We start from the raw sequence: 20,241 nt of genomic DNA, 5'->3' as shown, positions 1-20,241 counted from the left end.
TCATTTACACCGTGAGATTGAAGTTGGGGTTGACACCGTAAATGACTAGCGAAGCCATTAGCACGACCATTACGATGGCGATTAGCGATGCGCGCATCGATCGGCCGACGGCCACGCCGACTCCAGCCGGACCACCGCTGGCGTTGTATCCGTAGTAGCAGTGGTTTAACATCACGACTGCCGAAATGGCGACCGTCTCCGCAAGAGAGTACCAGAAGTCATTAACCCTCAGAAACGTGTTGAAGTAATGGTCATACGTTCCGATTGATTGTGAATAAAACAAGGTTGTAACCAGCTGGGCGGAAAAGAACGAGAGGAGGACCGCGACCGAATACAGTGGGATAGTGACGATGAAGGCACCAATAACTCGGGCAGATATCAAATACGAAATTGATTTGATTCCCATTACTTCGAGCGCATCAATCTCCTCGCTGATCCGCATGGCACCCAATTGCGCTGTAGCACCGGCCCCCACGGTTGCAGCTAAAGCGGTGCCAGTTACGATGGGCGCGACCACACGCACATTCGCTAGCGCAGCGAAGAAACCGGTGAAAGCCTCGACGCCGATATTGCCGAGCGAAGCGAACCCCTGAATCGCAATCAGGGAACCGGCCGATAGCGTCACAAAGCCGATGATCGCCACCGTGCCGCCGATAGCGGCCATTGCGCCGGTGCCCATGCCGATCTCGGCGATCAGGCGCAGGACTTCCTTTCGGTAATTCTTTAGGGTGAACCCGAGGTAACGGAGCACTTCGCTGACGAACAGCGCGACGTCACCAGAGGCGTCGAGCGCACGGCCAGGAGCGCCGACCCATCCGGCGCCTAGCCTCCAAGTGCGTGGGTAACGTGAACGCACGACTGTCGAGAAAGCCAATCTCAACGCCCCGTTCCGAACCGCACACCGATGGTAGTCAGCACCACGTTGACCGCAAATAATGCGACCACCGCAAGAACCAATGTTTCGTTGACTGCTGTGCCGACTCCTTTGGCTCCCCCGCTGGCTGTCAACCCGCGGTAGCAACCCACCAGCCCCGCAATAAGCCCGAATACGGTGGCTTTCACAATCGAGATCAGCACCTCGGGCAATCCGGTAATCAGGGTTAGAGTCGAAACATATGCGCCGGCCGAAACATTCTGGATATACACACCGAATAAGAACCCGCCTACCAGCCCGATACCGATCACCGCGCCATTGAGCACCAGGGCTACAATGGTCGATGCAACTACCCTGGGGACTACCAGTCGATGAATCGGGTCGATGCCCAACACCTCCATCGCATCGATCTCCTCGCGAATAGTCCTAGCGCCCAAATCCGCACAAATGGCAGTAGAACCTGCGCCAGCGACCACGAGCACCGTCACAAGGGGGCCCAATTGAGTGACGGCGCCGAGCGCAGCCCCGGCACCGGAGACGTCAGCGGCCCCAAATTCGGCCAATAAGATATTCAGCGTAAAGATGATTAACACGGTGAGCGGAATTGCGACCATAACGGTCGGCAGGAACGACACACCGAGTAGAAACCAGCCCTGTAGGATGAACTCGCGCCATTGGAACGGACGCGCGAGCGCCTTACCGGTTAGCACACACATCTGAGTGAAGCCGGCCACCTGCCCCAGCGGTTTCCGCAGTTGTTCACGAAGGTATACCGACAAACCGTTGGATGCCGTCACCGATGCCCCTCGACAACAGGACCACCTGCGTCGCGCTGCAACAGCCGATCAACGTACAGCGCGACCGCCGAAACCGCGACCAGCAGACCAAGCTGGGTGGTAGCGCCCAACCCAGCGCTCGCGCCAGAGATAGCCGTCGTGCCGACCCTGCACGACAACACGTTGAGCGTGAAGACGCTCAGCACCGCCGGGGACAAAGAAGCTGCAATGGTTGGCAGGATCGACATCTGCATCAAAAACCGCACCTCGGGCGATGAACTCAAACCATTGGAATGGCGTCTCAGCACGGCCTTTTGTCGAACTGAAATTGCATCTGCGAAAACACGCCAACAGCTCCCAGCGCTGGACAAGGTCTTATCCCGGACGCCTTCGACGAGAATTACTCTGGCCGTCGTCATCGAGTCATCCACGGGGTCGCGAACGCACGGTGAAGTGTTCTGCGGCTGCTGTCACCGCCAGCGGTATCCGGGCGGGCAGCACCTCCTCGATGCGTTTCACCCAATCAACAAACTTTTCTGAATCCCACCACGCAATCGGATACCCCATGTCAACGAGCTTGTCATTGAGCGCCCGATGCTGCTGGCCATGCACCGATTCCTGACCGATAAACCCGGCCACCCGCTTCTTCAACACAGGATCGCTGATCTCATCGGCAAACCGGCGCACCGACCGAATGAACAACTCCTCCCCCGGCGGGAACGACCCCGACAAGTTCGCCCAGAGGTGGCTGAATGCAATGTCGTCATCGAAGAAATACTTGCTGCCCTCCCCAAACGGGAAACGTATCCGCCGCGTCCTCGGATACCGAGACCCTTCACTCACCGCACTCGCAGTGGTCACTGCACCCTTATCTATCCTGTGTCCGTCGATCATGACACAGGCTGTCCTTTCCCGAACATCCAGTTTCAGATACCGACGGTATAGGGTGTCGGGCGTGACGCTACTCCAAGACGACAGGGCGCGCAAGCCTCAGATTGGGCATCTTGACTTGATGCATCACGTAGAAATGCCCGCCAAACGGTGATCCTCGCCAGGCATGGAAGTGGGCTGTCGATGTCGTCTCGTACCGAGATCACCGCGAAGTTCGCCAAGGCGTATGTGATACGGCTCCTGTCATCTTGATCACCAGACGGCAGGCACGGCGGTGGTCCAGGCCCAGTGCGCAAAGTACCGCGGGTACGCCTCGGCGACCCGCTGCCATGCTTGGTGGACATCGCGTCGTCCCTTGAACCGGCGGTATTTCTTGCGGACCCAACGCATCAGGTAGGCGTTGATGCGCGTCAGAAGAGGATACAGCGCCGACCTCATAAAGGCCCCGTAATACTGCATCCAGCCCCGCACGATGGGGTTGATCCACCGTGCGAGATCACCAAAGGAGTGACCGAGGCGGCGGTGCAGTCGCCAGGACCGCACCTCCCGCCCGATCTTGGTCAAAGCGTCCCTGCTGATCGCGGGCGAGAACGACACCACCGAACATCGTCTTCATACCACCGCTACGCACGACGTCAGCATCGTCGATGCTGTCCGCGCCGGCGCACATCCCCGCGATCAGCGTGGCCCAACTTCGGTGCCGGATTGGCCGCTCCCGACTTGATCCTCGTCTCGGCGATGTGCACCTTCTCAGCCAGCATTTCGACCAGGCCGGTCTGGGCAGCCAGCGTCATCACGGGCACCAGCCCAGCACACGACACGAGGTTGTCATCGTCGAACACCGCCGACTCCGGGGTGAAGCGGTGCGACACTTGCACCGGCAGTGCCTTTCTGAACTGGGACCGATTGATGCGTAAGGAACAACAATCATCCCAGCTCAGAGGGCACTTTCATCGTTTCGACACCCCCACTGGACTCAATTGATCCGTGGATCGAGGCTTAGTTTAGTACCCTGCGGACGCTGTTTGATCCCAAACAGATAGTATCTAATACGTGTGGTACCTGATACCTTTGGCCCCGTGAATTCGTCTGATTGGCGGGATCGGCCCGCGAGCGCCCACTTCGGCTCCATCTGCTGGCAGTCGCGCCTACTGGCGTTATTGACGGCTATCTTCGTGCGCCCAGTGCTCGCTACCTTGACCGTCATCGGCATAGTCATCAACCGTTTCAGTCCTCACCTGTTGCAGCGTGCACGCCTTGACGTCATCGACAAACCGCTGCGCGTAGTGCCGCCACCGGCGGGAACTCAGGTGACCCCCGTCGCGTTGCCGCAGTGTCCGGCCGAGTGGGTGGTATTCCCGACGGCCCGCCACTCGAACCGGGTTATCGTCTACTTCCACGGCTCGGCGCTGGTGACTTTGGGTCTCAATTCGCACCGGCGGTTTGTCGGTAAGCTCTCGCAGGAGACCGGCGCGCGCGTGTTGAATGTCGGTTACCGGCTGGCCCCGCTGGCCCGCCTTGAGGATGCCGTGTCCGACGGGCTCGACGCCTATCGCTACGTTATGTCGCTCGGCTTTTCAGCGGATCACATTGTGCTAGCAGGAGATTCGGCCGGTGGCATGCTGGCTGCCGGTACCGCACTGGCCGCCCGCGACAGCGGGCTGCCAGTGCCTGCGGGTCAGGCGTTGATGTCACCGCTGACGTCGTCGGATATGGGGTTGAAGTTCCGGGCCCTAAAAGAGCATCGCGACGTGATGTTTCCGTTCATGACGGTGAAGTTCCTCTATGACGTATTCGGCACTGCCAACGGCACTCGGGCTGCGCCAGTGATGCCGTCGGAGGCCGATCTGCATGGCCTTGGCCCATTTTTGCTCCAGGTTGGCACCCACGAGATGCTGCTCAATGACACCCTCACACTAACCGAGCGGCTGCGGGCTCACGGCGTACTGGTGTGGGTGCAGCAGTGGCACAAGGCGATGCACATGTTCCAGCTGAGTTTCGACGTCAACCCAGATGCGCTTCGCGCGGTTGAGGAGGTGGCGGCGTTTATCTGTCATTTCACCACCGTGCCGGAAAAGAACAGCGCATAATTCGCCCATCGCGCAGGTCGTGGAACATTAGAGCGGCCAGTAGCGCAGGGCTTCAAGTGCGGCGCGGACAAAGACGCCGGTCGCAGCAGGGGTGGACGCGGAACGGGTGATCGAGGTCAAGCGTATCAGCACCGCCGCGACGCTATCTCCCGCCGACGCAATCGGGAGCTCGTTGCCTGCGCTCGGCCGTTCGGGATCACTGGATATGCTGTTGGCTGCGCACTCGCGGCGGCCACGCTGTGGTAGGTCGCCAACCGGCCAGAGCGCCTCACCGATGCCTATGCCGAGGAGCCGGAAGTGGTTCCCCCCGAGTGGAATCTGGACTTCGCATCCGCCCTCGCCCGCTTGCTGACTGCCACGTGCATCGGCCTCATCTCGGGATCGCAATGAACTCAGAAAGGAGGCCGGCGCGCTGTGGCTTGGCGAACTGCAACCGGTGAAAACGGTCCCGAGCTCTCCGAGCGGCCGGGGCGCGACCCAGACGACACCGCCTCGTTGCGGGGGCCCGGGCGTGGATGCGGCGCCGAACGAACCTCCAGCTCCGCGGTCGGATGGGCACCTCGGGCCACCCTTGCCGAAGCGCTCGGCGATCAGGCCGCGATCTCCAAGTCGACGGTCTCGGAAGTCTGTAAGGCGATCCGAGCCGAGTATCAGGCGTGGGCGCGCCGGCGACTCGATGAGATCGTGCTGGACTATCTGTTTTTGGACGCCTCGTTCTTTCGGATGCATCCTGGATCGCCGGCCGAGCCGGTTTTGGCCGCCTGGGGCATCACCACCGAGGGCAAGCCCGTGTTCGTCGGGTTGTCACCTGGGACCGGCGAGTCGACCGATGCGTGGGCCGATTTCCTGACCGATCTGCGCGAGCGCGGCCTTGGCACTCCGCTGCTGGTCGTCTCTGACGGCGCCAAGGGCTTGATCGCGGCCATCGAACACATCTACCCAGAAGCGTTGCGCCAGAGATGTCTTATTCATCGACTCCGAAACGTGCTCGCCAAGATTCCCACCGGGGTGCAAGCCGAGGTCCGCGACGGCTACTGGGCAATTTTCGACACCACCGATCTGACGGTTGAACCGGGGCCTCGGCTCGTTGAGATCGTCGACAAGCGGATCGAGGCGTTCGCCGCCAAATACGCCGACCTCTACCCGGCGGCTATGCGGATCCTGCTTACCGACAAAGCAGGGCTGACGGCCTATCTGCGGTTCCCGGTCGAACACCATGGGCGCGTTCGACATTCGAATCTTATTGAGCGCTCCTCTGGGGAGACCAAGCGACGGACCAAGGTCATTGGCCGATTCCCCGGCGAGACCAGCGCCATCAGCCTGGTGTGGGCCGTACTGGATCGCGCCTCGGCCGGTTGGCGCGGCCTGAGCATGACACCGGTGGGCACCCGATTGCTGCAAGACCTACGCCGATCACTGCTTGACCACCCCGTGAACTGCGGCCGCCGCCCTCCGCCACGAGTGGCGACACCGACCAAACCGATCCCATCTCAGCCACCGCGTAGCGACCTCGGGTCGCCACGCCGCTACGTCCTCAGGCAGGAGGACAGTTGTCACCGCTGACCTTGACGGCTGGTGGTGACCAGGTCGATCGGTGGGATGTAGCCGGTGATGCTGTTGATGGTGCGGTGCAGATCGTGGTGCAGTGCATTGATGTCGCAGCGGGCCAATCCGCCAGTGGTGGCGATGACGTGTTCGATGGTGAACGCTAGATCGTTGATGGTGCCCAGGATGCGGCGGTCGGCGGTCTTGGCCACGGCCACCTGCCAGGCATCGAGTTCGCCGAGCGTATCGACGGGCAGGTGTTCGGCTTGCAGCGCGGCCCGGATCGCCGCCACGACGGGCGGGCCGATCGGGCGCAGCCCGGCGGCGGTGACATTCGGCATGAACACCGAGAACAAGGTGCCGGCGTGGGTCACCAGCAGGCATTTGCGTCGGTCGATCCAGACCAGGTGGGCATACCAGTCGGTCGCGCAGGCTTGGCCGATGGCCGGCTCAGAAACCCCCAGCAGCGCCAACACCTTGGCAGTGCATCGCAGCATCACGAGTCATGATCGTAGGCAAAGCCACCGACGCTCGGGACGCAAGAACGCCGTGGCTTGGCGCCGGTACAGTTTGGCGACGTGTCGGTCGCTGATCTGGCTCACTTCCTCGACATGCCGCACGACGCTTCGGGTCCCGCGCGGCGCCTCGCGCAGCACTTGGGCGACATTGTCCGGGCAGGCACCGCCGGCGAGGTCGGTGATCCGTGGGTGTCGGCGTTGCCGTGTCGGCGCCGACCGGCCCACAAGCGCTGCCCCGGCCGGATGACCATCGCCATCGTGGCGGCCGAGGCGTCCGCGCCCATCCGATGGTGGTGCAGCGTCTGCGACGACGAGGGGGTGATCAGCAACTGGGCAGACTCCCCATACGACCTGCGCCGCCGCCGGCTCAGCCTTGCCGGCGACGTCGACGAGGTCATCGTCAGCGACAAGACCGCCGCCCTATTACGCGACCTGGTGTTGCTCGACCCCGACTGTGAGCGACTGGTGTTTGGCATCCGCGCCCACCCCGACGGCGCCGCCTTGCTGACCAGTGCAGACGACCTCGAGGAGCTGATCGGATTCGTGGCCGCCGAAGCCAACCACGAACCCAACCCGCGCCGCCAAGACCGCCTCGACGCCGCGTTTAACGCACTGACCGAAGCCGCCCAAACCCTCTACGGCTGAACATCTCTCGGCCTTACAGTGGTCGGCCCGGGCCCGCCAAAGCATCCGGAGCGGGACCCGCTCCTCGCTACCCATGACCCCATCAGGGGCCAGCCGCCCGGTGGTGCGACTGCCGCCCGAGTTCCCCCGCCCGTATGCTGACGACGAAGCCGCAAACCGGCCCGTGCTTTTACACCAAGTTTCGGACGCGACCTCCGCACGGCGCGGCGGTAGCGGGCGTTCAAGGGGGCCGGCAGACCACTTACACCGTTATTGCGACACTCCCCCGGAGCCGACACCGTGAGAGAGTTGGCTTGCGCGTTGGATTATCCGGCGATGAGCGGATTTGTGCGGTGCTCACCGTTGCCTCGGTTTGAGCCAGAAGCCGTTTCGGAAGTGCTTGGGTGTGATGTCGAGGCCGGCAGAGTTGCCGGCCGGGATACTTTGGCCGTGAAGCGCAGACCGTCATCGATCTTGCCGCGGCGTATTTGACGGACATCGAAGAGGTAATTCTGCTTTGCTTTCCAAGGACCGCGGGATCCAGACTTAGGCAGTTGATCCATCGCGCGTTGGAAGTAGCCGGGCGCGAAATCCGTGAACGGCAGTTCCTCGACATCCTCGCCAGGGCGGGGAGCTACGACGGTGTCGTAGCCGTGCGCATCCATGTAGTTCAGTAAGCGACAGACGTATTCAGACACCAGGTCTGCTTTCAGTGTCCAGGACGCGTTGATGTAACCGATAGTAAACGCCATGCTCGGAACGTCGGATAGCATCATGGCCTTATAGGTCATCGACTTGGCGACATCGACGACCTGGCCGTTATGGGTAATCTCGGCGCCGCCGAATAACCGCATGTTCAAACCGGTTGCGGCGACAATGATGTCGGCCGTCAACTCCTGACCCGATGAAAGCTTGATCCCGGTCTTGGTGATGTGGTCGATAGTATCAGTGACTACATCGGCCTTCTCGTCCCGAATGGCCTTAAACAGGTCGCCGTTAGGGGCCAGGCATATCCGTTCATCCCACGGATTGTACTTCGGCCCGAAATGCTTATGCACGTCATAGCCTGCGGGCAGCTGGTGCTTAGCCCAAGCGATCAGCGCTTTTCGCATAGAACGGGGAAAGCGACGTGCTAGTCTGTACTGCGCCACAGCTAACAGGATGTTCTTCCAGCGGTTGACGAAGTCCGCGCTCCTGGTCGGTAACCACTTGATGAGCTGCACGGCGATGGGGTCGATGTTTGGCAGCGATCCAATGTAAGTCGGCGAACGCTGCAGCATCGTTACCTGGCCAGCGCCTGAATCCACGAGGGACGGAATAAGGGTCACTGCGGTAGCACCGCTGCCGATCACGATGATGTTCTTACCCGCATAATCGAGGTCTTCGGGCCAGTTCTGCGGGTGAATAATAATTCCTTCGAAATCCTTCTCGCCCCGGAATTCTGGACGATACCCCTGGTCGTAGTCGTAGTAGCCGGTGCACGCAAACAGGAACGCGGCCGTGATCTCAGTCGTCTTTTCGCTGTCCCCAGCCACCCTGATTGTCCAGCGCCTGTCGGCGTCCGACCAGTCCGCAGACAATACCTGGCTACCAAACCGGATGTGGCTGTCGATGCCGCTCTCGGCAGCAGCTTCCCAGAGATAATCCTTGATCGTGGCTCCATCAACGGTAAAGCGCGGCGAGTGCCACGGCTTGAAGCGGAACCCGAAGGTGCACATGTCGGAGTCCGATCGGATGCCCGGATACTTGAACAGGTCCCATGTACCGCCCAGATCAGCTCTGCGCTCTAGAACTACATAACTCTTGTTGGGACAGCGTTCCTGCAGATGCCACGCAGCACTGATACCGGAAATACCCGCACCCACAACCACAACGTCAAAGGATTCGGACATAAGACTTCTTGCTCCTTATCTTGGCGACAGTATCGGTGAAATTCGGTCACTTCAGGTAGCCGACCAGGGCGCCCTCAGTGCCGAAGAGTTCCTCTTGCCATTGCTCCAGCAACGCGTTGGTATCGATGTCGTCGGGATGAAATCCCCGTCGCAGGTATTGCCTGAGCTCTGGGATCAAACCCCGAAATATAGGACCGCGGTAGAGCCGATAGGTCTCACGCACCAGTCGCACTGGCTGACGGCACGCTTCGGGATCCCGCGCCACTGAATACGCCAGCGTGCCACTGATGAGGAGGAGCAGAAGGGGGATCATTACCGCCATCACACGTCGACGCACCCGCTCGGTGCCCCCCACCGAGCGGAATACATCAAAGGCAACCGACTTGTGCTCAAGTTCCTCCAGCGCATGCCACTTCAGGAGGTTCCACACCTCCGCATCGCCGGGGATCGCCCGGAAGTCTTCATCGCCGAGCAGCCGCTCAGCAAGTACGGCGGTGAAGTGTTCTGCGGCTGCTGTCACCGCCAGCGGTATCCGGGCGGGCAGCACCTCCTCGATGCGTTTCACCCAATCAACAAACTTTTCTGAATCCCACCACGCAATCGGATACCCCATGTCAACGAGCTTGTCATTGAGCGCCCGATGCTGCTGGCCATGCACCGATTCCTGACCGATAAACCCGGCCACCCGCTTCTTCAACACAGGATCGCTGATCTCATCGGCAAACCGGCGCACCGACCGAATGAACAACTCCTCCCCCGGCGGGAACGACCCCGACAAGTTCGCCCAGAGGTGGCTGAATGCAATGTCGTCATCGAAGAAATACTTGCTGCCCTCCCCAAACGGGAAACGTATCCGCCGCGTCCTCGGATACCGAGACCCTTCACTCACCGCACTCGCAGTGGTCACTGCCCCTTGAACTATGTGGTCGCTCGTCACAACAAGATACCCCTTCCTCGAACACACGGTTTCTGGTACCGATAGTATCGGATGTAGACGTAGACGTGAAGCGCTAAAAATCCAATGTCCCGCTCGCTCGCTGGGGAGACGCGGGCGTCGGAAGCGCGATGCCCGGGCGGTGGCATGACAATTCCGTAAGCTTCGGCGACTCGGCCACCGAGCAGACATCCCGCCGATCTCTCCGCCCATCTGCTCAACGCGGCGGCCGCCGGGTGACCCGCGGGAAGTGTCGCAATAACGGTGTAAGCGGCCTGACGGCCCCCGGTGTGTCGGGGGCGGAAAGGTCGCTTGATGACGGAGACTGTCGTGGCTGTGACGCCATCGCAGAATGCTGAGGAACAGGCCGCTACGGCGGTGATCGAGATCCCTGAATGTCGTGACGTCGACGAGTTGGAAGTCGCCCGCGAGTTGGCGCACCAGGCCCGCGATGCTGGGGTGGCGCTGACCGGCCCGGACGGGCTGCTCAAGCGATCACCAAGACGGTGATCGAAACCGTCCTCGATAAGGAACTCTGCGAGCACCCGGGCTATGACAGGCATGCTCCTGAGGGCCGTGGAAGTGGCAATTCCCGCAACGGAGTTCGCTCCAAAACGGTGCTTACTGATGCGCGTGTAGTGCCGTCGCGATTGACGTACCGCGCGATCGTGTCGGCAGCTTTGAGCCCCAGATCGTCAAGAAGCGCCAACGCCGCCTGACCGATGTCGATGAGGTGGTGCTGTCGCTGTATGCGCGTGGGGTGACCACCGGGGAGATCAGCGCCCATTTCGCCTATATGAAGGCTCTTCGATTATGGAGCCTGTCGCAGAATCGCGTGTCGTAGGGGCTGGAGTTGCCGTGGCGCGATGTCAATTCTCGGGGGCTGCGGCTTGGGGCTGGTCAGGCTGCCGGGGCCGCACGGTGGATCTTCATGAGGTTGAACGCGGTGGCGGCCAGGTGCAGTTCGCTGGTTGCGTTGGTCAGGCCGCGGCGGGAGAACCGATCGATGATCTTTTTGAGGTTGCCGATGCCGGGCTCGACGGTCGCGCCGCGCCGCTTGTACAACTTTCGGCCTTCCGGGGTGCGCAGTCGGTGCCGGTTCGCCTCGCGCGGGGTTGCATCCACGGGTGGCGGCCCTTTGGTGGGCGTCTCGGTCGCGGCGCGGGCCTGGTCGCGTTCTTTGCCCAGCGCGATGAGCCGATCGGGGCCCGGCGCAGCCAGATTCGCGTCGCTGTTGTATCCGGCGCCGGCCAGCACGGTGCCGATCACGTGATCACTGTTGCCGCTGGTGGTGTGCATGCTCGCGGCAGCGTCCTGCGCGGCGCGCATCATCGGCAGAAAGCAAGCCTGGTCGTTGGTCGACTGGCCAACGTGCACCGCAACGATGAGTTGATCGCCGGTCAACCGCGACATGCGCGTTGTAAGCCCTGCAGGAACCCTTTGCGGGCTCTTCGATTTTGACCGGGCAATCAGCATGGAGTCTGGGTTGCGGCCCGCTGTTTGCGGGTGCAGTGGAATCGTATCCGGCGGGCCGAGTGCTCTCGATTCCGGAATCCGCAGCTGACACGCTTGACCTGTTTGGCCAGCGGTTGTAGCCCTCGGTGCGGGCGTTGGTGATGCCGGTCTGCACGAACGCGTTAATCTCGGGCCACCAGTCGTCGACGGTGACGGCGAGGGTGAGCAGTTCGGGGATCTGGGAGTCGACGCATCAGGTGAGGAATCGGTGCAGTCGGTGCCGGGTCAGGTGGGGGTCGCCGCCGAGACGAACGGTTGCCAGCAGGGTCCGCAATTCTTCCTTGGCGATCCAGGCGGTCAGGATCTGCGCGCTCGTGTCCTCGGCCTGGATCTGGTTCCACATCTTCGCAAAGCTCTTCTTCGACAAGCGTTCCCGACCACGTAGCAGGCGGCGCCGGTTCGCCCACTCCGGGTCGATCTTGCGGCCGCGGCGCTCGCGCAGGTCCCAGGTGATGCGGCGGCGGACCTTGGTCAGTGCGTCGTTGGCCAATTTCACCAGGTGGAAGTGGTCGACCACCAGGGTGGCGTTGGGCAACAGCCCCGGCGTGCGGGCCGCGGAGGCGTAGGCGGCGGCTGGGTCGATCGCCACGTACTCGATGCCCTCGCGGAAAGGCACGCTGCGCTCGGACAGCCACGCGATCACCGTGGCACCGGTGCGGCCCTCGCGCTGCCCGAGCAGGCCCTGGGAGCCGGCCAGGTCGACGAAGCCGGTGTCCCAGGGGTCGACCCGCACCCAGCGGCCGGTCTCGGTGCAGTGCTCCCAGCGGGGCTTACCGCGGCGGGTCTCGTCGATGCCCAGCACCCGGGTGGGTTTCGGCTCGCCCAGTAGCTCCTCGGCGTGGGCGAGAAGGCGCGGTGCGCGGTCGGCCACCACACGCCGTGCGCGATCGCGACCTCGGTCACCGACCGGGCGGCCTCCCCGATCGCCGCGCCGATCTGGGTGCGCAACCGCCGGGTGGTCCGCGCCCGCGCCGGGATCTGCGCGATCGCCTCGGTGAACGAGCCGCGCTCGCAGTAGTCCTCCCGGCATCGCCAGCGGGTCTTGTGCCACCGCATCATGATTCGACCCTTGCCGTACGGGATGTCCCGCGGCGACGTCGTCACCCGGCCCTTGAGCGAGGTGGAGAACACCCCACACGACGGACACGCCGCCCCCTCCTCCTCGGCAGTCGCCACATGCACCACACGCATCCCGTCAGTTGAACGCTCGACACGCTCGACCCGCACACCGGGCAACCCGAACAACAATGTCGTACCGTCAGACACGGCCCCCGGTCCCTTCGTTCGCCTGAATGCTTCGCAACATTCAGACTTCGAAATGTGGTTCCGCAGATTCGGTGGGGTGAACCCGCGGTTCAGCAGTCCCAAGGGGCAGGTTCGGCCACGATTGTCGATGGCCGAGCGCGAGGAGATCATGATTGGCACTGCTCAAGGGGAGTCGATTCGGTCCATCGCTCGGCGGTTAGGGCGCTCACCCTCGACGATCATGCGCGAGATTGACGGCAATGGCCGATGTCATGGAGCTATGGGCCGCTATCGAGCCCTGCACCGGTTTGGCGGCAATCGCGGCGGGTGGGACGCCAAGTCGGGTTATCGGGCCAGCATCGCCCTGGCCCGCAGCGAGGAGCGGGCTCGTCGACCCAAGACGGGCAAGCTGAAGCGCTGCAACAGGCTTCGCGCCGAAGTGGAAGCGTTGTTGGTCAAGAAGTACAGCCCCGAGCAGATCGCGGGGGCGTTGGCCAAAACCTATCCCGACCGCCCGGAGATGCAGGTGTCCCACGAGACCATCTACAAGGCGGTTTACGTACAAGGACGTGGTGAACTACGTCGGGAACTGGCCACGTGCTTGCGCATCGGGCGGGCGTTGCGCAAACCCACGGGCCGGCGCACCAACACCGAGCACCGCCATATCCCGGGCATGGTCAACATCAGCGAGCGGCCCGCCGAAGCCGCGGACCGCGCCGTGCCCGGGCACTGGGAAGGCGATCTGATCATCGGCAAAAATCAGGCCTCCCAGATCGGCACCCTCGTTGAACGCAGCACCGGGTTTGTGCAGCTGCTGCATCTACCTCAGGGCCGCAGCGCTGATGTCGTCGCCCAAGCCATGATCACGGCGGGGTCAGTTTTCACGTGCCGCTGACAAGGTGTGGCCGAATGATTGAAGGTCATCGCGTGATTCTTCAGCGTGTCAGGCCGAAAACACCGTGAGATCCACAGTCCCCCCATGGCCTGCTTTCCAGACGGTCGCGACGAACGCTATAGTTGTTGGCCATGGGATTAGACTCTATTCGCCGTTCGGGCGTTGTAGTACTTGTCTTGGGTACGGCCTCGGTAGCAATGATCGTGGAGGCGCTAGGGTGGCGCCGTTACCTTGTGCCGGGCGCGGCCGCACTAGCACTTGTCGTCAAGGCGGGGGGGCGGCGTCGCCTCGGCATCCGGAGCAGCCTGCGGAAGAAAAGCAAGCGCATTAGTGTCCTGGGTCATTAATTTTGGTCCAGTAGTTGCCGATGCTGGTCAAGATTTGGTCGGTGGCCTTGGTCCAGACGTATGGGCGAGGGTCGTCGTTCCAAGATGTCGATGTAGGCACGGAAGTCGGCGTTGAGCCGATGGACTGAGGTGTGGGTTTCGTGGCGCAGTGAGGTGTGTTTGAGTTAATGAGCCGTTCGCGGTTGTAAATACCCAGCCACGGCGGGTCGTGCTCATTGGTTTTCTCTATGGTCTGCACCGTCGCGGTTTCGACGGTATGCGATGCGGTTCTCGCGTGCTCGTGCGAGTCCGTCGCGACGGTTTTGTCGGATGACATCACCTCGACCTTCGTGTTCGTCGTTGGGGGTCACATAGCCAATCCCGGCATGCAGTCTGGTGACGGTCGCTGCGTGTGGTGCATGTGGCGACTGCCGAGGAGGAGGGGGCGGCGTGTCCGTCGTGTGGGGTGTTCTCCACCTCGCTCAAGGGCCGGGTGACGACGTCGCCGCGGGACATCCCGTACGGCAAGGGTCGAATCATGATGCGGTGGCACAAGACCCGCTGGCGATGCCGGGAGGACTACTGCGAGCGCGGCTCGTTCACCGAGGCGATCGCGCAGATCCCGGCGCGGGCGCGGACCACCCGGCGGTTGCGCACCCAGATCGGCGCGGCGATCGGGGAGGCCGCCCGGTCGGTGACCGAGGTCGCGATCGCGCACGGCGTGTGGTGGCCGACCGCGCACCGCGCCTTCTCGCCCACGCCGAGGAGCTACTGGGCGAGCCGAAACCCACCCGGGTGCTGGGCATCGACGAGACCCGCCGCGGTAAGCCCCGCTGGGAGCACTGCACCGAGACCGGCCGCTGGGTGCGGGTCGACCCCTGGGACACCGGCTTCGTCGACCTGGCCGGCTCCCAGGGCCTGCTCGGGCAGCGCGAGGGCCGCACCGGTGCCACGGTGATCGCGTGGCTGTCCGAGCGCAGCGTGCCTTTCCGCGAGGGCATCGAGTACGTGGCGATCGACCCAGCCGCCGCCTACGCCTCCGCGGCCCGCACGCCGGGGCTGTTGCCCAACGCCACCCTGGTGGTCGACCACTTCCACCTGGTGAAATTGGCCAACGACGCACTGACCAAGGTCCGCCGCCGCATCACCTGGGACCTGCGCGAGCGCCGCGGCCGCAAGATCGACCCGGAGTGGGCGAACCGGCGCCGCCTGCTACGTGGTCGGGAACGCTTGTCGAAGAAGAGCTTTGCGAAGATGTGGAACCAGATCCAGGCCGAGGACACGAGCGCGCAGATCCTGACCGCCTGGATCGCCAAGGAAGAATTGCGGACCCTGCTGGCAACCGTTCGTCTCGGCGGCGACCCCCACCTGACCCGGCACCGACTGCACCGATTCCTCACCTGATGCGTCGACTCCCAGATCCCCGAACTGCTCACCCTCGCCGTCACCGTCGACGACTGGTGGCCCGAGATTAACGCGTTCGTGCAGACCGGCATCACCAACGCCCGCACCGAGGGCTACAACCGCTGGCCAAACAGGTCAAGCGTGTCAGCTGCGGATTCCGGAATCGAGAGCACTCGGCCCGCCGGATACGATTCCACTGCACCCGCAAACAGCGGGCCGCAACCCAGACTCCATGCTGATTGCCCGGTCAAAATCGAAGAGCCGCTATGAGACCGAAATCACAACTGCCCGTTAAAATTCAATAGCCCCTATGACGATATGCACCGAGATATCGCTTGTGGACAGGCCTTGTGTACCTTCGTGTTCAGGGCGGTCCTTGGCAACCCACTCGCCCAGGTGCCAGTATGATCCCGAGATCTCGGGTTAGCTGGGGCTTGGCGACCGGCTCGCCGAATGCCGGACGATCCCCTCGCGATACTCCCGATCGAACATCTCCGTGTCTCTGGCATATCCACTCTTCACAGTGCGTGCCTCCACATTTCAGGTTCAGCATATCGGCGCCGCCCGCCGCCTGAACTGGGAAAGCGATCGCTCAATTTGCCTTAGCCGCTGACTCTAGCTTCGTGTCAGGAGTGAGGTGCACCCCGCGCACTTCCGCAATTGCCGAAAAGGCGCCCCACAAAAAAGCGGTCAACTCTTCGACAAGCGCATCCTTGCTGACGGTCGGGGAATTCAGCCAGCGCAGCACACCAAGTCCCGCCGCTCCTAGGGCAGCATCCACAACATATTCAAAGTTGGCGCCCTCGCCACCACGCGCCTCGATAGCGGCTGACCAAACATCCACCGTAGCGTCCGAGAGCGGCCTGCCGCCCTCGATCAAATCGGCGGGCGAACGCCCGTCCCTGAAGTGGGAATTCACCAGGAAACGAAAAAGATTAGGCCGCTTATCCACGAGCTCGACGTACGCGGCCACCGCTGAGCTGACCAGCTCCAGCGCCGTGGTGGCAGCATCAAACTGCGGCACGACTTGCTCGATGATCATCTCCTGCACTCGCTGGCCGACCGCGACGAATAAGGCGTCCTTATCCGCGAAGAATCGATACAGCTTGGGCCTGGGGATCCCCGCAGTCTTTACGACATCGTCGATGGACAGGTCAGGCCCGTACTCGTCGACCGCGCGAAGCGTCGCTTCTATCAGCTCCGCCCGTACAGCAGCTCGATGCTCGCGCCAGCGGTCAGCTCGGGCATCTCCCGTCAACTCCGGTAGTAGCCGCCCCACGGCACCCAAGCGTATCGACACCCCGAAATTCTAACCCAAAACATAAAGCCACTGCGCAAGGTAACAGTGCGTCAGGCAACTCCGAACGCGTAGAGCCTCTCCGTGCTATCCGCTTGGAAGCGCCTGAACGTCGCGCGCGGAGGTTGTCCCGGTCTTCGTGGAATTTGAGGTGGCGGTCCCTCACCTGAGGCCTGCCTGATGGTAGGTCTTCGGGTGAACGACCAAGAACACCCACGAAGGAAGGGACCGCCATGAAAACCGTACCTACTATTCGCGTTGCCGACACGGCCGATGCCGTGGTGTTGCCTGATCTGCCGGAGGAGATCGCACTGGCGATGACCGATATCGCTGGCGCGGCGCGAGAGGGGCTGCTGGCGATGAGCGTGGCCGCCGGGATGGCGGTGATGCAGGCACTGTTCGAGGCCGAGATTGCTGAGGTGGCCGGACCGAAAGGCAAGCATGATCCGAACCGGGCCGCAGTGCGCCATGGCAGCGGGCGCGGCTCGGTCACGCTGGGCGGGCGCCGGGTGGCGGTAGATCGGCGGGGCGCGCACGCTGGGTGGGCACGAGGTGCCGCTGGCCAGCTACAGCCACTTCGCTGCCGAGGACGCGCTGACGCGGGTGGTGATGGAGCGGATGCTGGCCGGGGTGGCCACCCGCCGGCATGCGCGGGTCGGCGAGCCGGTCGGCACCGTGGTCGACAAGGAGGCGAAATCGACTAGCCGCTCGGCGATTTCGCGCCGGTTCGTCAAACAGACCGAGACCGCGCTGGCCGAGCTGATGGCCCGCGACCTGAGCGCGGCCTCGTCGCTACGCGAGGGGCTGGAAGAGATGTTCACGGTCGCACGGCTCGGCATCGACGGTCGCCTCGCCAAAACACTGACCACCTCCAACCCGGTCGAGTCGATGATCTCGATAGCACGAACGACCAACCGTAACATCACCCGCTGGCGCGACGGGCAGATGGTGCTGCGCTGGACCGCGGCCGGCATGCTCAACGCCGAACGGTCCTTCCGCCGCATCAAGGGCTACAAGCAGATTCCCCAGCTCGTCGACGCCCTGCGCCGACACGCCAATCCCGACACCGCCACTGTCGGTGCCGCCGCATAGAAGTTCACCGTGGATCGTCACCAAAATTCCACGCGACTCGGGACATGCTCTCGCGCGCGTGACGATCCATCTTCACCATCATGAACGCGGTCATCGTAGCGGCCGGCCGAGCCACCACGAGGGAAATTCTGAAATCCATTCCTTATTGACGGGTTGTAACGGTGATGCCACCGTCGAGCACGTGACGCAGCCGGTGGATCAGGCAGCATTGACGCAGCGCGGTCGGGAAGATCTGCTCGATCGCGGCGATCAGGCCGCGGGCACCGTCGGAGACGACCAGCAGCGGGCATGCTAATCGCCGGTCGGTGAGATCGGTCAGCAAACCGGCCCAGGCGTCGGTGGACTCCACTACGCCAGGGGCCAGGCCCACAAAGACGGGCTTGCCCGCGGTGGTAATACCCCATGCGGCCAGGATCGGCTCGGCCGGCGAGCCGGGATGCATCCGGAAAAACGAGGCTCCAGGAACAGGTAATCGAGCACGACATCGCCCAGGAGGCGCCGCGCCCAAGTGTCGTACTCGGTCTTGATCGCTTGGCATACCTGCGCCACAGTCGATTTCGAGATCGCGGCCTGATCACCGAGCACATCGGCCAGGTAGCCTCCACATCACGCACCGACAGCCCGCGTACGAACGAGGCGATCACCAACGATTCCAGCGTATTGGTCTTGGTGACGTGCTTGCCGAACAAGCGCGAGGCGAATGCGACCATCGTGCCGCGCAGCTTGGGCCGCTCCAGGGTGACTGGGCCGGCGGTGGTCTTGACCGTCGCTGGCCGATAGCCATTGCGCGCCCCGGGCTGCGCATCCGGCGCGGTGGCGCACCGTTGGTAGCGATCGCTGCCCAAGAACTCGGTTACCTCGGCCTCCAGCGCGGCCTGCATCAGTAACTGCGCACCCAGCCAGGCCACCTCCCTCAAGGATCTCGGGCAACTCACGATCCGAGGCCCAACAATTCGTCGATCTTGGCGCGAACACGATCGGTCGGCGATACTCGTGCAGGCACGGGCGTAGGTCCTTTCACTTCGATGACTTGGCGGTCTCAAAGCAGAACCTACGCCCGGCCCCTTTTACACCGGCTTTAGGACCCGACCCGGCGGCATGCCCTGAGTGTGGGGTGGTGTCGACGTCGGTGAAGGCCCGGGTGAGTACCTCGCCGCGCGACATCCCCTACGGACACGACCGCGTCATCGTGCGGTGGCACAAGACCTGCTGGCGTTGCAAGGAGGACTATTGCGAGCGGTCTCGTTCACCGAGGCCATCGCGCAGGTCCGGGCGCGGGCACGCACAACCACGCGGTTGCGCGACCAGATCGGCGCGGCGATCGGCGATGCCGGCCGTGCAGTGGCCGAGGTCGCCGCCGCCCACAGGGTGTCGTGGCCGACCGCGCACCGCGCCTTTGTCGCCCACGCCGAGGCGGCGCTGAGCGAACCCGAGCCGGTGCGGGTGCTCGGCATCGACGAGACCCGCCGCGGCAAACCGCGCTGGCGACGGTGAACCGTCACGCAGCGGTGGGTGCGGGTTGACCCGTGGGACACCGGGTTCGTCGACCTGGCCGGCGATCAGGGCCTACTGGGCCAACGCGAGGGCCGCACCGGCGCCGCGGTGATCGACTGGCTTTCCGAGCGAACCCCGGCCTTCCGCGAGGCCATCGAGTACGTCGCGATCGACCCGGCCGCGGTCTACGCCACGGCGGTCCGCACCCCCGAGTTGTTGCCCAACGCGACGCTGGTGGTCGATCACTTCCATCTGGTCAAGCTCGCCAACGATGCGCTGACAAAGGTGCGCCGCCGGGTCACCTGGGACCTGCGGGATCGGCGCGGCCGCAAACTTGACCCGGAGTGGGCCAACCGGCGCCGACTGCTGCGAGCACGAGAACGCCTGTCGGACAAGAGTTTCGCCAAGATGTGGAACGCCATCGTGGCCGAAGACGACACCAGCCAGATCCTGTCGGCGTGGATCGCCAAGGAAGAACTGCGCGCCCTGCTATCCCACCGTGCGCGTCGGCGGCGATCCACATCTGACACGCCACCGGCTGCACCGGTTCCTGGCGTGGTGCATCGACTCACAGATCCCCGAGCTGCTCACCCTGGCCACCACCATCGACACCTGGTGGCCCGAAATCAATGCCTTCATCGCCACCGGCATCACCAACGCCCGTACCGAGGGCTACAACCGCCTTGTCAAACAGGTCAAACGCGCCGCGTGCGGGTTCCGCAACAGAGAGAACTCGGCTCGCCGGATACGATTCCACTGCACCCGCAAACAGCGGGCCGCAACCCAGACATCATGCTGATTGCCCGGTCAAAATCGAAGAGCCGACAAA

The 20,241-nt window shown here is 63.1% G+C and carries 20 protein-coding genes and 11 pseudogenes; 14 read left to right on the top strand and 17 right to left on the bottom strand.

The genetic code is table 11. The features are described 5' to 3' along the window. Nucleotides 1-4 precede the first annotated feature (4 nt). From W7S_RS11175 to W7S_RS11150, 6 genes and pseudogenes are all read right to left on the bottom strand, one after another. Complete coding sequence (locus tag W7S_RS11175; RefSeq protein ID WP_036455216.1) at nucleotides 5-874, bottom strand: ABC transporter permease; 870 nt, start codon at nucleotides 872-874, stop codon at nucleotides 5-7. A 2-nt stretch (nucleotides 875-876) separates the two neighbouring features. Beyond that, the gene (locus W7S_RS11170; RefSeq protein WP_074363642.1) at nucleotides 877-1,590 is read right to left on the bottom strand and encodes an ABC transporter permease; all 714 of its coding nucleotides are present in this window, start codon (nucleotides 1,588-1,590) and stop codon (nucleotides 877-879) included. 77 nt (nucleotides 1,591-1,667) lie between these two features. Beyond that, nucleotides 1,668-2,069 (bottom strand): hypothetical protein, encoded by a 402-nt coding sequence (locus W7S_RS26885; protein WP_131820920.1) that lies wholly within the window; start codon nucleotides 2,067-2,069, stop codon nucleotides 1,668-1,670. A 28-nt stretch (nucleotides 2,070-2,097) separates the two neighbouring features. Continuing rightward, nucleotides 2,098-2,544: pseudogene (locus tag W7S_RS11160) on the bottom strand (metal-dependent hydrolase); the annotation flags it as partial. A 249-nt stretch (nucleotides 2,545-2,793) separates the two neighbouring features. After that, nucleotides 2,794-3,138, bottom strand: a complete 345-nt coding sequence (locus W7S_RS11155; protein WP_050989380.1) for a group II intron maturase-specific domain-containing protein — start codon at nucleotides 3,136-3,138, stop codon at nucleotides 2,794-2,796. Beyond that, nucleotides 3,134-3,419, bottom strand: a pseudogene (locus W7S_RS11150) (IS1380 family transposase); the annotation flags it as partial. The gene W7S_RS11155 and the pseudogene W7S_RS11150, both read right to left, overlap by 5 nt. Nucleotides 3,420-3,620: 201 nt before the next feature. Here W7S_RS11150 and W7S_RS11145 point away from each other — a divergent pair. The 3 genes and pseudogenes from W7S_RS11145 to W7S_RS11140 all read left to right on the top strand — a co-directional run bounded on the left by W7S_RS11145 (nucleotide 3,621) and on the right by W7S_RS11140 (nucleotide 6,194). Continuing rightward, a complete protein-coding gene (locus W7S_RS11145; protein ID WP_014711489.1) occupies nucleotides 3,621-4,631 on the top strand; it encodes an alpha/beta hydrolase in 1,011 nt (336 codons plus the stop codon). Nucleotides 4,632-4,722: 91 nt separating this feature from the next. Beyond that, nucleotides 4,723-5,021, top strand: a pseudogene (locus tag W7S_RS27530) (TetR/AcrR family transcriptional regulator); the annotation flags it as partial. 24 nt (nucleotides 5,022-5,045) lie between these two features. After that, a complete protein-coding gene (locus tag W7S_RS11140) occupies nucleotides 5,046-6,194 on the top strand; it encodes an IS256 family transposase (RefSeq protein WP_014711488.1) in 1,149 nt (382 codons plus the stop codon). On the opposite strand, the gene W7S_RS11135 is transcribed toward W7S_RS11140, so the two are convergent. Beyond that, nucleotides 6,185-6,673, bottom strand: a complete 489-nt coding sequence (locus W7S_RS11135) for a hypothetical protein (protein WP_014711487.1) — start codon at nucleotides 6,671-6,673, stop codon at nucleotides 6,185-6,187. The two genes, W7S_RS11140 and W7S_RS11135, sit on opposite strands and share 10 nt — an antisense overlap. A 417-nt stretch (nucleotides 6,674-7,090) precedes the next feature. Between W7S_RS11135 and W7S_RS27840 the strand changes: the two genes are divergently transcribed. Then, nucleotides 7,091-7,339 (top strand): hypothetical protein, encoded by a 249-nt coding sequence (locus W7S_RS27840; protein WP_308193009.1) that lies wholly within the window; start codon nucleotides 7,091-7,093, stop codon nucleotides 7,337-7,339. A 305-nt stretch (nucleotides 7,340-7,644) separates the two neighbouring features. On the opposite strand, the gene W7S_RS11125 is transcribed toward W7S_RS27840, so the two are convergent. Together W7S_RS11125 and W7S_RS11120 are read right to left on the bottom strand one after the other, a co-directional pair. Beyond that, a complete protein-coding gene (locus tag W7S_RS11125; protein ID WP_014711485.1) occupies nucleotides 7,645-9,210 on the bottom strand; it encodes an NAD(P)/FAD-dependent oxidoreductase in 1,566 nt (521 codons plus the stop codon). A 46-nt stretch (nucleotides 9,211-9,256) separates the two neighbouring features. Further along, nucleotides 9,257-10,117 (bottom strand): metal-dependent hydrolase, encoded by an 861-nt coding sequence (locus tag W7S_RS11120; RefSeq protein WP_074329594.1) that lies wholly within the window; start codon nucleotides 10,115-10,117, stop codon nucleotides 9,257-9,259. Between the two features lie 342 nt (nucleotides 10,118-10,459). Here W7S_RS11120 and W7S_RS26880 point away from each other — a divergent pair. Then, nucleotides 10,460-10,937: pseudogene (locus W7S_RS26880) on the top strand (transposase); the annotation flags it as partial. Between the two features lie 107 nt (nucleotides 10,938-11,044). Here W7S_RS26880 and W7S_RS26165 read toward each other — a convergent pair. Together W7S_RS26165 and W7S_RS27360 are read right to left on the bottom strand one after the other, a co-directional pair. Beyond that, the gene (locus W7S_RS26165; RefSeq protein ID WP_014711482.1) at nucleotides 11,045-11,557 is read right to left on the bottom strand and encodes a transposase; all 513 of its coding nucleotides are present in this window, start codon (nucleotides 11,555-11,557) and stop codon (nucleotides 11,045-11,047) included. Between the two features lie 295 nt (nucleotides 11,558-11,852). Continuing rightward, on the bottom strand, nucleotides 11,853-12,530 hold the full coding sequence (locus W7S_RS27360) for a transposase (RefSeq protein WP_145958867.1): 678 nt from the start codon (nucleotides 12,528-12,530) through the stop codon (nucleotides 11,853-11,855). On the opposite strand from W7S_RS27360, the gene W7S_RS27525 reads away from it, so the two are divergent. Next, nucleotides 12,498-12,677, top strand: a complete 180-nt coding sequence (locus W7S_RS27525; protein WP_036455211.1) for a hypothetical protein — start codon at nucleotides 12,498-12,500, stop codon at nucleotides 12,675-12,677. The two genes, W7S_RS27360 and W7S_RS27525, sit on opposite strands and share 33 nt — an antisense overlap. Before the next feature lie 62 nt (nucleotides 12,678-12,739). Here W7S_RS27525 and W7S_RS27520 read toward each other — a convergent pair. Next, nucleotides 12,740-12,850: pseudogene (locus tag W7S_RS27520) on the bottom strand (hypothetical protein); the annotation flags it as partial. Between the two features lie 202 nt (nucleotides 12,851-13,052). Here W7S_RS27520 and W7S_RS11095 point away from each other — a divergent pair. Beyond that, complete coding sequence (locus W7S_RS11095; RefSeq protein WP_232518860.1) at nucleotides 13,053-13,799, top strand: IS30 family transposase; 747 nt, start codon at nucleotides 13,053-13,055, stop codon at nucleotides 13,797-13,799. A 327-nt stretch (nucleotides 13,800-14,126) separates the two neighbouring features. Here W7S_RS11095 and W7S_RS27515 read toward each other — a convergent pair. Then, nucleotides 14,127-14,295: pseudogene (locus tag W7S_RS27515) on the bottom strand (IS630 family transposase); the annotation flags it as partial. A gap of 242 nt (nucleotides 14,296-14,537) precedes the next feature. On the opposite strand from W7S_RS27515, the pseudogene W7S_RS27835 reads away from it, so the two are divergent. Next, nucleotides 14,538-14,642, top strand: a pseudogene (locus W7S_RS27835) (hypothetical protein); the annotation flags it as partial. 62 nt (nucleotides 14,643-14,704) lie between these two features. Here the strand turns inward: W7S_RS27835 and W7S_RS27505 are convergent. Then, the gene (locus W7S_RS27505; RefSeq protein WP_036455211.1) at nucleotides 14,705-14,884 is read right to left on the bottom strand and encodes a hypothetical protein; all 180 of its coding nucleotides are present in this window, start codon (nucleotides 14,882-14,884) and stop codon (nucleotides 14,705-14,707) included. On the opposite strand from W7S_RS27505, the gene W7S_RS27500 reads away from it, so the two are divergent. Further along, a complete protein-coding gene (locus tag W7S_RS27500) occupies nucleotides 14,852-15,529 on the top strand; it encodes a transposase (RefSeq protein ID WP_145958867.1) in 678 nt (225 codons plus the stop codon). The two genes, W7S_RS27505 and W7S_RS27500, sit on opposite strands and share 33 nt — an antisense overlap. Nucleotides 15,530-16,121: 592 nt before the next feature. On the opposite strand, the gene W7S_RS11080 is transcribed toward W7S_RS27500, so the two are convergent. Continuing rightward, nucleotides 16,122-16,829 carry a TetR/AcrR family transcriptional regulator gene (locus tag W7S_RS11080; RefSeq protein WP_014711480.1) on the bottom strand — a complete coding sequence of 236 codons (708 nt, stop codon included), beginning with the start codon at nucleotides 16,827-16,829 and terminating at the stop codon, nucleotides 16,122-16,124. A gap of 230 nt (nucleotides 16,830-17,059) precedes the next feature. Here W7S_RS11080 and W7S_RS11075 point away from each other — a divergent pair. Continuing rightward, a pseudogene (locus tag W7S_RS11075) lies at nucleotides 17,060-17,918 on the top strand (hypothetical protein). A 142-nt stretch (nucleotides 17,919-18,060) separates the two neighbouring features. On the opposite strand, the gene W7S_RS11070 reads toward W7S_RS11075, so the two are convergent. Together W7S_RS11070 and W7S_RS27830 are read right to left on the bottom strand one after the other, a co-directional pair. Further along, nucleotides 18,061-18,360, bottom strand: coding sequence for a transposase (locus W7S_RS11070; protein WP_020822364.1), 300 nt, complete (start codon nucleotides 18,358-18,360; stop codon nucleotides 18,061-18,063). 163 nt (nucleotides 18,361-18,523) lie between these two features. Then, nucleotides 18,524-18,799, bottom strand: a pseudogene (locus tag W7S_RS27830) (transposase); the annotation flags it as partial. A 149-nt stretch (nucleotides 18,800-18,948) separates the two neighbouring features. On the opposite strand from W7S_RS27830, the pseudogene W7S_RS27825 reads away from it, so the two are divergent. The 4 genes and pseudogenes from W7S_RS27825 to W7S_RS27815 form a co-directional block, all read left to right on the top strand. Further along, nucleotides 18,949-19,131: pseudogene (locus W7S_RS27825) on the top strand (transposase family protein); the annotation flags it as partial. 17 nt (nucleotides 19,132-19,148) lie between these two features. After that, nucleotides 19,149-19,412, top strand: coding sequence for a transposase family protein (locus W7S_RS11060; protein WP_168160320.1), 264 nt, complete (start codon nucleotides 19,149-19,151; stop codon nucleotides 19,410-19,412). An 18-nt stretch (nucleotides 19,413-19,430) separates the two neighbouring features. Next, nucleotides 19,431-19,859: pseudogene (locus W7S_RS27820) on the top strand (transposase); the annotation flags it as partial. A 52-nt stretch (nucleotides 19,860-19,911) separates the two neighbouring features. After that, the gene (locus W7S_RS27815) at nucleotides 19,912-20,211 is read left to right on the top strand and encodes a transposase (RefSeq protein WP_074363640.1); all 300 of its coding nucleotides are present in this window, start codon (nucleotides 19,912-19,914) and stop codon (nucleotides 20,209-20,211) included. Nucleotides 20,212-20,241 lie beyond the last annotated feature (30 nt).

Source organism: Mycobacterium sp. MOTT36Y, assembly GCF_000262165.1.
In the GTDB taxonomy this organism is placed as follows: domain Bacteria; phylum Actinomycetota; class Actinomycetes; order Mycobacteriales; family Mycobacteriaceae; genus Mycobacterium; species Mycobacterium intracellulare.
Note: the sequence above shows the minus strand (reverse complement) of the source record. Positions and strands in the feature narration are given on the sequence as shown.